This window comes from Myxococcus sp. AB056 (assembly GCF_006547365.1).
In the GTDB taxonomy this organism is placed as follows: Bacteria; Myxococcota; Myxococcia; order Myxococcales; family Myxococcaceae; genus Myxococcus; species Myxococcus virescens.
The window spans coordinates 1-11,562 of record NZ_VHLB01000071.1; the positions used below are offsets into that span (position 1 = coordinate 1).

8 protein-coding genes are annotated in these 11,562 nt (G+C 71.1%); 6 read left to right on the forward strand and 2 right to left on the reverse strand.

What is annotated here, in order from left to right; genetic code table 11:
* Positions 1-61 precede the first annotated feature (61 nt).
* A complete protein-coding gene (locus FMP39_RS26350) occupies positions 62-1,147 on the reverse strand; it encodes a polyprenyl synthetase family protein (RefSeq protein ID WP_141592924.1) in 1,086 nt (361 codons plus the stop codon).
* A gap of 113 nt (positions 1,148-1,260) precedes the next feature.
* Between FMP39_RS26350 and FMP39_RS26355 the strand changes: the two genes are divergently transcribed.
* The 4 genes from FMP39_RS26355 to FMP39_RS26370 all read left to right on the forward strand — a co-directional run bounded on the left by FMP39_RS26355 (position 1,261) and on the right by FMP39_RS26370 (position 4,555).
* Entirely contained in the window at positions 1,261-1,824 is a 564-nt protein-coding gene (locus FMP39_RS26355; protein ID WP_194858570.1) for a peroxiredoxin, read from the forward strand.
* Positions 1,821-2,726: a TIGR01777 family oxidoreductase gene (locus tag FMP39_RS26360; protein WP_141592926.1), complete on the forward strand. Its 906-nt coding sequence runs from the start codon at positions 1,821-1,823 to the stop codon at positions 2,724-2,726. Before FMP39_RS26355 ends, FMP39_RS26360 begins: the two co-directional genes overlap by 4 nt.
* A 9-nt stretch (positions 2,727-2,735) precedes the next feature.
* Positions 2,736-3,821, forward strand: a complete 1,086-nt coding sequence (locus FMP39_RS26365) for an alpha/beta hydrolase-fold protein (protein ID WP_141592927.1) — start codon at positions 2,736-2,738, stop codon at positions 3,819-3,821.
* 140 nt (positions 3,822-3,961) lie between these two features.
* A complete protein-coding gene (locus FMP39_RS26370; protein WP_228558352.1) occupies positions 3,962-4,555 on the forward strand; it encodes a hypothetical protein in 594 nt (197 codons plus the stop codon).
* A gap of 204 nt (positions 4,556-4,759) precedes the next feature.
* Here the strand turns inward: FMP39_RS26370 and FMP39_RS26375 are convergent, their stop codons facing one another.
* On the reverse strand, positions 4,760-9,133 hold the full coding sequence (locus tag FMP39_RS26375; RefSeq protein WP_228558353.1) for a chromosome condensation regulator RCC1: 4,374 nt from the start codon (positions 9,131-9,133) through the stop codon (positions 4,760-4,762).
* A 310-nt stretch (positions 9,134-9,443) separates the two neighbouring features.
* Here FMP39_RS26375 and FMP39_RS26380 point away from each other — a divergent pair, with 310 nt between their 5' ends.
* The gene (locus tag FMP39_RS26380; protein WP_141592930.1) at positions 9,444-10,841 is read left to right on the forward strand and encodes a metallophosphoesterase; all 1,398 of its coding nucleotides are present in this window, start codon (positions 9,444-9,446) and stop codon (positions 10,839-10,841) included.
* 18 nt (positions 10,842-10,859) lie between these two features.
* Positions 10,860-11,522 carry a TetR/AcrR family transcriptional regulator gene (locus tag FMP39_RS26385; RefSeq protein WP_141592931.1) on the forward strand — a complete coding sequence of 221 codons (663 nt, stop codon included), beginning with the start codon at positions 10,860-10,862 and terminating at the stop codon, positions 11,520-11,522.
* The last annotated feature ends 40 nt before the right edge of the window (positions 11,523-11,562 follow it).

The window sequence follows — 11,562 nt, forward strand, 5'->3', positions numbered from 1 at the left end:
GCCCACGCCCGCCCCCACCACCACGACGCGCCTGCCCTGTGTCGATGCACTCATGGCGTCCTCAGGCGGTGCGGTGGGCCAGCCGGGCGATGAGCGCGTCGAGCAGCTCTCTCACGCCGTTGGGATTGGGCAGCGACTGCAACGAGCGGCGGGCGGCCCGGGAGGCGCGCACCACCATGCGCTCACACGCGGCCCGGCCTCCGCAGGACTCCACCAGCGCGCGGGCCCGCGCCAGCGCGGCGGCGTCCTTCTGCTCCACCGGCAGCGCCCACAGCGCCTCCAGCTCCGTGCGCTCGGCCTCGGTGGCGCGCGCGAAGGCGGCCAGCACTGGAAAGGTTCGCTTGCCTTGGAGGAAGTCGCCGTCAGCGGCCTTGCCAGCAACGTTCGAATCACCAAAAAGGCCCAGCAAATCGTCCCGAAGCTGGTAGGCAAGACCGACGTGACGGCCCACGCGCTCCAACCCCTCCACCAAGCCGCTACTGGCACCGCCGAGCATGGCCCCGCACACCAGCGGGGCGCAGAAGCCGTAGCGCGCCGTCTTGAGATGCGCCACGCGCAGCGTCTGGAAGAGCGTCACCTCCGCCAGCGGCGCGCGTCCCAGGTCCAGGTCCAGGTACTGCCCGGCCGCCGTGTGACGGCACACGCCCAGGTAGTACTGCACCACGCCCGCGACGCACGTCAGCCCCGAGCCCAGCATGGCCTCCAGGGCCCGCGCGAAGAGGTGGTCTCCCACCACCACGGCCAGGTCCTCGCCCGCGCGTCCAGGCGCCAGCATCCGGTGCAGGGACGCGGCGCCCCGCCGCAGCTCCGCCTGATCCGCCACGTCGTCGTGGATGAGGAGGAAGGTGTGCAGCAGCTCCAGCCCCGCGGCGAAGCGCCACAACCCGGAGGGCACCACCGCGCTCCCACGCGCCAGGCAGTGGCCGGCCATCACCAGCGCGGGGCGGAGCCGCTTGGCGGGCCGCAAGGTATACGCCCGGGCCTGCGTCAGTGCCTGTGTCCAACGAACGTCCAGGCCGGCCTCGTCGGGAAGTTCGAACAACTCCGCCAGCGAGGTCTCCACCTCCGCCTGGACCAGTTGCAGCCAGGCCTGCTCCAGAGGAAGCAGGCCCGTCGGCGACTGCGCATCGGGAAGCGTGAGTGCCATGCTTCTTTCCTCCGAAGAACCCGTCCTTTGCTTCCTAGAGGTAGCGTTTGCGTCCAGAGCTTGTCAAGGGTATGTCTAAGGTTTGCGATAACCTTGTACACAGAGGTCCCCTCATGAAGGCGTGGATCGCAGGTGCGCTCTCCATCTCCCTGGCAGCGGGAAGCGCCCTGGGCGCGGCGCCGGCCCCGGAGCAGGTGGACGCGACGTTACGCACCTCCGCGGGAAAGGAGGTCCGGCTCTCCAAGTGGCGTGGAAAGCCGGTCATCCTCTTCTACGAGGACAAGGACTCGACCAAGCTCAACTCGACCCTGAAGAAGGAGCTGTTCGCCCGGGGGCAGGAGCGCGGAATCCTGGATGCGGCCTGGGTGCTGGCGGTCGCAAACCTTCAGAATTTCGACTTTTTTCCGGCCCGGCAGATTGCCCTCTCCTTCGTCCGGGACGAGGAGAAGAAGGTGGGCGTGCCTATCCTGGTGGATATGGATGGAGCACTGGGAAAGGCGCCGTGGAAGCTGCCGCTGAAAACGTCCAACATCGTGCTGCTGGACGCCGAAGGGGCCCTGGTCTACCGGCACTCCGGCCGGATGAAGCCGGATGAGCTGAAGACCTTCTTCGCCGTCCTGAGCCGCCTGGTGGGCGTGGACCTGAACAGCCCGGCGCCCTCGGAGCCCTCCCCGTGAAGGTGGCCGTCACCGGCGCGACCGGCTTCCTGGGTCCAGGGCTTGTCCAAGGTTTGTTGGAGCGTGGACACCAGGTCCACGTCCTGGCCCGGAACGTTGAACAGGCCCTGGCCCGCCTGCCCGCCGGTGTGACGGGAGCGCCCTTTACCGCCGGCTCGCCCCTGCCCCCGGAGGCGCTGGCGGACGCGGAGGCCGTCGTGCACCTGGCGGGCGAGCCGGTGGCCCAGCGCTGGACGCACGAAGGCAAGCACCGCATCCACGACAGCCGGGTGCTGGGCACGCGCGCGGTGGTGGCGGCGATGCGGGGCGCGGGGACGGTGCGGCGCTTCGTGTCGGTGTCCGCCATTGGCTACTACGGCGGCACGCGCGGCGCGGAGCCGCTGACAGAGGAGAGCCCTCCGGGTGACGACTTCCTGGCCCGCGTGTGCGTGGACTGGGAGGCGGAGGCGATGCAGGCGCGCGAGTCCAGCATTCCCACGGCGGTGGTGCGCATGGGCGTGGTGCTGCACCCGGAGGGGGGCGCCCTCCACAAGATGCTGCCCCCCTTCCGCGTGGGCGCGGGCGGCCCGGTGGGCAGCGGCGAGCAGTTCGTGAGCTGGGTGCACCGCGACGACGCCAGGGACTTGCTCCTCTTCCTGCTGGCCCATCCCCAGGTGGAGGGCATGGTGAACGCCACCGCGCCCACGCCGGTGACGAACGCCTTCTTCGCGCACACGCTGGGCCACGTGCTGGGCCGGCCGTCCGTGGTGCGGATGCCCGCGTTCATGCTCAAGGCGGCGCTGGGGGAGATGGCGAAGGTGGTGCTGGAGGGCCAGCGCGTGCTGCCCCAGCGCGCCCAGGAGGCGGGCTTCGTGTTCCGGTACCCGGAGTTGGAGGGCGCGCTGCGCGACCTGCTGGCCTAGGGTGCGCGGATGGACGCGAAGACACTGGAGGCGCGGGCTCGCGCCGAGGGAACGCCCGTCATCGAATCGGACACCGCCACCTTCGTGTGGCGAGGCCGGGGCCCCATCTGCCTCCAAGGTGACTTCCAGGACTGGCGCGGCAAGCCGCTGCCCTTCAAGCGCGTGGCGCCCGGACTGTGGGCTCGCACGCTGACGCTGCCCGCGGATGCCTACGTCGAATACGCGCTGGAGGACCCGCGCGGCCAGCGCGTGGAGGACCCGCTCAACCGCCACCCTTCCGACAACGGCTTTGGCGGCATCAACCACTCGTTCCACATGCCCCAGGCCCGCTCGTCCCTGCCCGCCCGGCACCCACGCGGCGCGCCTCGGGGCCGCGTCACCCGGCACGTGGTGGACACAGGAGACGTGGACCTGCCGGGCCAGCGCCGGGTGTACCTGTACGCGCCGCCCTCGGACGCGCCGGTGCCCTTGGTGGTGGTGTACGACGGCGAGGACTACCTGCGCCGCGTCCGCCTTCCGGAGCTGGTGGACACCCTGGTGGCCGAAGGCCGCATGCGCCCGGTGGCCCTGGCGCTCGTGTGCCATGGCGGTGAGACACGCAGCATGGAGTACGCCTGCAGCGAGTACACGGTGGGGCTGTTGAAGTGGAAGGTGCTGCCGCTGGCGCGCCAGAAGCTGTCGCTGGTGGACGAGCGGCGCAGCCCCGGTGCCCACGCGGTGCTGGGGGCCTCGCTGGGCGGGTTGATGGCGCTCTACACCGGCCTGCGCATGCCGGACGTCTTCGGCCGGGTGCTGTCGCAGTCCGGGGCCTTCACGGTGGAGGGCCATGACTTCGTCGTCTTCGACCTGGCGCGGCCCCCACCCCGCCGCCCGCTGGACATCTGGCTGGACTGCGGCCGCTTTGAAGGCCTGCTGGAGGGCAACCGCCGCATCGCTCCCGTACTCTCAGAAGCCGGGCATCAGGTGGAACTCCGGGAGTACAGCGGTGGGCACAACTACCCTGCGTGGCGTGAGGACCTGGTACACGGCCTGGAGCGCCACTTCCCTCCCCTGCCCGCCAAACGCCGGGAGTCATTGCGTTTTTCCGGGCGATGACGCGGGCGCGCCCGCCGTGCGGGGACACTCCGGCGGACGCACGTTAGAGGTGGGACGCAACTGGAGACACACCGCGCCCGATAACCTACATGGGAATTCCCGGAGCTCTGTCCGCGCCGGGCCCCATCCCTGGAGCCCCCATGTCTCGCATTGATGGTGGTAACCGCCCGTCCTCGCCCAAGGGCCCGGCGCATGAGCGCGCCAGCGCTCCGGAGCAGCGGCCGGCCTCCGGCACCGCCACCCAGGGGGCGAAGGGCGTCCAGGCGCACCGCACGGTGCAGACGTTCCAGGGCCGCAGCGACTTCGAGCCCGACCGGCGCCCCGCCCAGCGCGGCGTGACGGCGCCGCCTCCGGACGCCACCGCCATCGCGGGTGCTGACGCGGAGCTGGAGCTGCTCTCCGAGTTTCCCGACCAGGCGGATGCCCAGGGCGGGCTCGCCTCCGCCATGCTGCACGCGCACGCGAACGAGCCCGCCTCGCAGGCCCGCATCGTCGAGCGCCTGAAGCAGGACGGCCGCCTGGAGTCGCTCTTCGGCGAGGTGTTCCGCGAGGGCAATCCCTACGTCGAGCAGCCGCACCGCAACGCCGTCGTGCGCGCGCTGGGGACCGCCCTGGCGCGGGGCACGGTGACGTCCGACGACCTGCGCGCCTTCGCTCGCGGCGCCTACGCGCAGGAGTGGCGGCAGATCGGCTCCGAGCTGACGACGCCCCGCCCGCTCACGGAGAAGCCTTAGCGCACGCGCCGGATGCACCCATGAAAGCTCTTCGTCGACGCACCCCCGGCGCGGGCCGCAGGAAAACCATCAGCCGACGCTCCCGCTCGGCCCGGCGCGCGCATGGCACATACCGGGCCCGGCTCAGGACGCGCCCGCCCAAGAAGTACCGGGTGCGGCTGCGGACCGCCCGCCGCACCCTCTGAACAGGCCCTGATGCCCGGCTCAGGGCAGCGCCACCTGCCCGGGTGACGAGCGGTGCCCCGTGGCGCCCAGGCCCAACGAGCCGTAGAGGCTGGAGCCCCAGCTCAGCACCGTGCCGTCGCGCTTCATGGCCAGGGAGAAATCCGCCCCGCCCGACACCACGGTGACGTCCGACAGCTCCCGCACGCGCTGGGGCTCCGTCCGGTTCGTGTTGTCCCCCAGCCCCAGCTGGCCGTGCGAGTTGCGTCCCCACGTCCACACCGTGCCCTTGAGCGCCGCGGCGAACGTGTGGCGAGCCCCCGCGCCCACGGCGGACACCGAGGACAGGCTCGGCACCGGCCGGGGAACCAGGCGCATCCGCGTGCCGCTGGCGCCGTCCCCCAGCTGACCGAACGCGTTGTCGCCCCACGTCCACACGGTGCCGTCGCCCCGCAGCGCCACCGTGTGCGTCGCGCCCGCGCGCACGTCCACCACGCCGTCCACGCCCTTCACCACCACGCGCGAATAGCGAGTGGTGCCGGTGCCGTCTCCCAACTGGCCCGACGCGTTGTTGCCCCACGCGGACAGGGTGCCGTCCGAGTGCAGCGCCAGCGAGTAGTGGTCTCCGCCCGCCACGGCCACCACGCCCTCCAGCCCCTCCACCCGGGTGGGCAGGGAGCGCGACTCCGCGGTGCCGTCACCCAGCTGACCGAACGCGTTGTAGCCCCACGTCCACACCGAGCCATCCGAGCGCACCGCCAGCGCGTGGTAGCCCCCCGAGCCAATGGCCACCACGTCCCCCAGCCCTGCCACCTGCACCGGCCTGGTGCGCGGAGTGGACGTGCCATCCCCGAGCTGACCGAAGCCATTGGCGCCCCACGCCCAGACGGTGCCGTCACTGCGCAGCGCCAGCGAGTGCCAGGCGCCCGAGGACACGGCCACCACGCTCGCCAATCCATACACCGTCAAGGGCACCGCGCGGCGCGTGGTGGTGCCGTCTCCCAGCTGGCCGAACGTGTTGTCGCCCCACGTCTGCACGGTGCCGTCCGACATCAGCACCACCGCGTGCTGGCCCCAGGCGCGCACGGTGCGCACGGGCGGGCGGATTTTCGGCCCTTCGATTTTCACCGCCATCGGCGTCAGCTGCGGGCCCGTCTTCCCATCACCGAGCTGGCCGTACTCGTTGCTTCCCCAGGCGCGGGCGGTACCGTCCAGCAGCACGGCCACGGTGAACTGCTCTCCCGCGGCCACCGCCTCCACGCCTCGCAGCTCCGGCACCTGCCGGGGCCACATCCCCGTCGGCGAGGACGAGCCATCCCCCAACTGCCCCAGCGTGTTGTCGCCCCACGTCCACACCGTGCCGTCGGTGCTCAGCGCCACCACGTGGTGCGCCCCCGCGGACATGGCGCGGATGCCCTTCAAGGTGGTCACCTGGTTTGGCACGCTCCGCGCGAGGTTGGTGCCATCGCCCAGTTGGCCGGACGGGTTCGTGCCCCAGGCCCACGCGGTGCCGTCGTCGCGCACCGCCACCGAGAAGGCTCGTCCGGCCGCCACGGACGCCACGCGCTCCAGCCCCTTCACGCGCACCGGCGTCAGGCTCGGCACGGTGCCACCATCTCCCAGTTGGCCCGAGCCATTCGCGCCCCAGGCCCACAGCGCGCCGTCCTCGCCCACCGCCAGGGCGTGCGTTTCGCCCAGGGCCACGGCCACCACGTTGGAGAGGTACTTGAGGTGTGTCGGCAGGGGGCGGTCCGTGAGAGTGCCGTCACCCAGCTGGCCGCTGGCGTTGCCGCCCCAGCTCCACACGGAGCCATCCGCGCGCAGCGCCACCGACGCGTCTCCACCCGCCGCCAGCGCCACCACGCCCCGAAGCCCCTCCACCAGCCCCGGCGTCACGCGCGGGGTGGTGGTGCCATCGCCCAGTTGCCCCCGCCCGTTCGCGCCCCAGGCCCAGACGGTGCCGTCACACGCCAGCGCCAGCGAGTGCTGTACGCCACTGGCGACAGAGCGGACACAGGGCACGCCGAGCACGGACACCGGCCCCGTGCGGAGGGTGGAGGTGCCGTCGCCCAGTTGGCCCGAACCATTCTCGCCCCAGGCCATCACCGTGCCATCGGCGCGCACCATCAGCGTGTGCGCGCGGCCGACGGACAACCGGTCCACGCGGCCAATGCCACGCACCTGCACTGGCACGGCGCTCCAACCCGCGGCGCCCAGGCCCAGTTGGCCGAAGCGGTTGTAGCCCCACCCGCGCAACGTCCCATCCGCGTGCAGCGCGAGCACGTGCAGGTGGCTGGGGTGGAGCGCCTGGATGCCAGTCAGGCCGGGGATGAGGGCGGGCCGCACGCGCGAGGTGAGCGTTCCGTCTCCGAGCTGGCCGTAACCGTTGTAGCCCCACGCGCGCACCGTGCCATCGCCTTGCAACGCCATGGAGTGGGAGCGGCCACCGCTGACGGCGGTGATGCCCTGCAGCCCCGGCACCTGCACCGGACGGAAGCGGTCCGCCCAGGAGCCGTCCCCGAGCTGCCCTTCCCCGTTGTCACCCCACGCCCACACCGTTCCGTCGCCGCGCACGGCCAGCGCATGCGCGGAGCCCGCCGCCACGCGGGTGACATTCGCCAGTCCCTCCACGCGCACGGGACTCAGTCGCTGCACGCCACCACCGTCCCCCAGCTGTCCCTCGAAGCCCTCGCCCCACGTCCACACCGTGCCGTCGGACTGCAGGGCCATGGAGAAGTAGGAACCGGCGGCCACCGCCACCACCGCACCGAGCCCCGACACGCGCACCGGCGTCAACCGGTCCACCGTCGTGCCGTCCCCCAACTGGCCCAGCGCGTTGTAGCCCCAGGCCCACACGCTGCCGTCGCTGCGCAGCGCCAGGACGTGACTGCCGCCCGCGGCCACCGCCGTCACCGACGTCAGGCCCGACACCGCGACGGGCCGGGCGCGGTCGCGCGTGGTGCCATCCCCCAACTGTCCGGCGGCGTTGCGCCCCCATGCCCAGACCGTCCCATCCATGCCCACGGCGAGCGAATGGTGGGCGGCCGAGGCGACGCTGCGAACGCCGCCGAGCCCCTCCACGCGCACCGCGGCGTGGCGCTCGGCGGTGCTGCCATCACCCAATTGCCCATAGGTGTTGCGGCCCCAGGCCCAGACGGAGCCATCCCCCAGCGCGGCCAGGGAGTGGAAGCTGCCCGTCGCCATCGACGTCACGCCCGCCAGGCGCATCACCGGCGCGGGCACCACGTGGCGCTCGGAGCCTCCGTGGCCCAGTTGGCCCGACATGCCTCCGCCCCAGGCCCAGAGCGTGCCGTCTTTTCGCAAGGCCAGCGCGTGCTGCGCGCCGCCCACCACCGAGGCCACCGCATTCAGCCCCGGCACCGGTCCCGGCGTGGCGCGGTCGGTGGTGTCTCCATCGCCCAGTTGGCCGGAGCCATTGGCACCCCACGCGAACACGTCGCCCGTGTCGAGCAGCGCCAGCGAATCCGAGTCCATGGAAGCCACGGCCTTCACCCGCTCGAGCCCCGGCACCTGCATGGGAACGGCGCGGTCATTCCACGTGCCATCCCCGAGCTGTCCGGAGGCATTGCTGCCCCACGTCCACACGCCGCCGTCCTTGGCCAGCGCCAGCGCGTGGTAGGTGCCCGCCGTCACCTCGGTGATGCCGCTGAGCTCGGAGACCTTCACGGGAGACAGGCGCTGGGTGAAGGTACCGTCGCCCAGCTGGCCGGAGCCGTTGGAGCCCCACGCGCGCACCGTGCCGTCCTCGAGCACGGCCAGGGTGAAGTCGAAGCCCGCGGCGAGCGCGACCACGCCCTGCAACCCGGGAACCCGCTCGGGCGTGAGCCCCGGCTGCGTGTGTCCCCGGCCGAGCTGTCCGTGGAAGTTCGTCCCCCACGCCCACACCGTGCCGTCCTCGCGCAGCGCCAACGAGTGGAAGTCTCCGGCGGCCACCGCCACCACGCTGTCCAGGCCGGCCACCCGCATCGGCGTCGCGCGATCAGTGGTGGTGCCGTCACCGAGCTGCCCGGAGCTGTTGCCGCCCCACGTCCACACCGAGCCATCCGCGCCCAGCGCGAGCGAGTGGGCGTCTCCGGACACCACCGACACGATGTCCCCCAGCGCCGCCAGCCGCACTGGCGCCAGTCCCTGGAGGGACGTCTCCGCCCCGCCAAGCTGGCCGGAGCCATTGCCGCCCCAGGCCCACACGTCACCTCCGGGTGACAGATACAGCGAGTGCTGGGCGCCCGCGGCGATGCGCATCGGCGGGGCCGAGACGACCACGCGCTGGGTGCGCGTGGCGTGTGGCGTCTGCGGCATGGCGAGCTCCCCCGAGGGCTCGCAGCCAACCATCAGCAAGGCGCTCAACAGGCACGTCAACAGGCGGCGCGTTCCCGCCATCAGGTCAGGGGGCATGGGGGTCTCCTCGAGGAGGTGGTGCATGCGCGTCAGCCAGGCGGTTCGCCGTTACACACGCGGCAACCCTTCAGTGGCTTTCGGGCAGGCCGGTGTATACGGCCAACACGCTGTCACTTGTATCGCGAGAACGGCTCAGGCGCTCTCTTGGCTGCATGCTGCAATCGCATGCGACGTGGGTTCGGGTCGCGATTGCCCCAGCTGCGAACACCCCACGCGGATTGATGCGATGTCCGTGTACGAGGTGTTCACACTTCTTCACGCGGATTGCATTGCAGCGCGTCGCGCACGGGTCAGGATGGCGCACTGCATGGACACCGCGCGCTTCATCCTCTTCGCCCTCGTCACCGGCATCGCCACGGTCGCCGTCCACGTCTACCTGTACCGGCGCCTCTTCGCGGCCACGTCGGAGCACCGCGCATGGCGGCGCGTCGGAATGAGCGTCATGACGGTGCTGGGCACACTGCTGGTGCTGTCGTGGTCCGTGACGCGCTTCCTTCCCATGGACTCCACCTTCGCCGTGGCCACGGCGGTGTGGACGTGGATGGGCATGGCCATCTACCTGTTGCTCGCGCTCGGAGTGTTGGGCGCGGCGCGCAAGGTGGCGGCACGGAGGTGGGGTTCGCGCGGCGAGACGGCGGTGGTGGAGCTGCGCGGTGGCGAGTCGGCCTCGGTGTCCCATGCGCATGCGGTGGGTGGCTCGGCACACGCTGGCGGCACGCTGGCGGCGACGGGCACGGAGTCCGTGTCAGTGACTCCGGAAGCCCTGGCGACCAGTGGACACGGCGCGGCGGCGACGCACGCCGAAGCTGCTCCGGTGGCGATGACGGAAAGGCCCAGCGGCGCCACGTCCGAGTCTCCAGCACCGGTGGATGTGGAACGCCGACGCTTCCTTGCTCGGGCGACAGCCGGCGGAGCAGTGCTGGCCGCGGGTGGCGTGACGGGCTTCGGGATGTGGAGCGCCTTCCATCCGCCCGTGGTGAACGAGGTGGCGGTGAAGCTGCCGGGGCTGCCCAAGGCGCTGGATGGCTTCAGCATTGTCCACTTGAGTGACATCCACGTGGGCCCGGTCATCCGGCGCCGCTTCATGGACGAGCTGGTGCGCCGCTGCAACGCATTGCGCCCCGACCTGGTGTGCATCACGGGCGACCTGGTGGACGGACACGTCGCATCGCTGGCCCCAGCGGTCTCGGCGCTGTCCGAGCTGAAGTCACGCCACGGCACCTACTTCGTCACGGGAAACCACGAGTACTACTGGAGCGACGCGGCCTGGGCTGAAGCGCTGGAGCGTATGAATGTGCATGTTCTGCGCAACCGTCACGTGCGCATTGGCGACACGGCCGCGTCATTCGACCTGGTGGGTGTGGACGACTGGTCGGCGGGCAAGATGGGGTTTTCGCAAGGCTATGACCTGGCGGCGGCGACGGCGGGCCGGGATGTCGAGCGGGCCTCGGTGCTGCTCGCGCATCAGCCGTCGAACTGGAAGGTGGCGGCGCGGGAGGGAATGGGCTTGCAGCTCTCCGGACACACGCATGGGGGACAGTTCTTCCCCTTTACGCTGGCGGTCTCCGCCATCTGGGAGCATGACGCGGGCTTGTTTCACGAAGGAGACCGGCACCTGTATGTCAGCCGGGGAACAGGCTTCTGGGGTCCGCCGCTCCGCGTCGGAGCGCCGCCGGAGATCGTCCGGGTGACACTCCTGGCGTGATGCATAGATTCGGCGGGTATGGCCAGGGAACCCGCCCAACGTGAGCTGAAACAAGAGCGTGCCGCGCGCACGCGCATGGACATTCTGGAAGCGGCCATCCACCTCTTCGCGAAGCGAGGCTTCCTCGCCACGACGATGGCGGACTTATCCCGCGCCATCCGGATGACGCCCGGAGCGCTGTACTGGCACTTCCCCACCAAGGAAGACCTGCTGCTGGCTGCGATTGAAGAGTTGCACCAGCGCTGTCTGAGAGCCTTTCAGTTGCCTGGAGACGACCGCGAGCTTCCGGCGCGGGAGCAATTCCAAGCCATCTGCGAGCGGACACACCTCCTCCTTCGCGAGCACCGCGAATACGGAATCTTCTTCGCGATGCTCGCGGCCGAGGCCGCCGACTCCAATGACCAGGTAGCGGAGGCCATCCGAGACAAGCTGGCCCTCTACGCGACGACGCTGGAGCGCCTCATCCGTCACGGGCAGCAGTTGGGGGAGTTCCGGCAGGACGTGGACGCACTCGCCGCCGCGCACAGCCTCCTGGGCGGGCTCCTGGGCATGCTCGTGCACCAGAACCTCTTCCGCGCCTCCGTGGATTACGACCCGCTGTACCGCGCCGTCATGCTGATACACCAAGCGGGACTCGTGCAGGCCACAGGCGTCGACTGCGTCAATGCCAGCCAGTCCTGACATCTCTGACGCGGCAACGCCAGCCAGCGCCCGGATACAT

Coding starts and splice junctions, on each gene's coding strand:
- FMP39_RS26355 (WP_194858570.1), top strand. CDS start 1,261: ATGAAGGCGTGGATCGCAGGTGCGCTCTCCATCTCCCTGGCAGCGGGA.
- FMP39_RS26375 (WP_228558353.1), bottom strand. CDS start 9,133: ATGCCCCCTGACCTGATGGCGGGAACGCGCCGCCTGTTGACGTGCCTG.
- FMP39_RS26365 (WP_141592927.1), top strand. CDS start 2,736: ATGGACGCGAAGACACTGGAGGCGCGGGCTCGCGCCGAGGGAACGCCC.
- FMP39_RS26385 (WP_141592931.1), top strand. CDS start 10,860: ATGGCCAGGGAACCCGCCCAACGTGAGCTGAAACAAGAGCGTGCCGCG.
- FMP39_RS26380 (WP_141592930.1), top strand. CDS start 9,444: ATGGACACCGCGCGCTTCATCCTCTTCGCCCTCGTCACCGGCATCGCC.
- FMP39_RS26370 (WP_228558352.1), top strand. CDS start 3,962: ATGTCTCGCATTGATGGTGGTAACCGCCCGTCCTCGCCCAAGGGCCCG.
- FMP39_RS26350 (WP_141592924.1), bottom strand. CDS start 1,147: ATGGCACTCACGCTTCCCGATGCGCAGTCGCCGACGGGCCTGCTTCCT.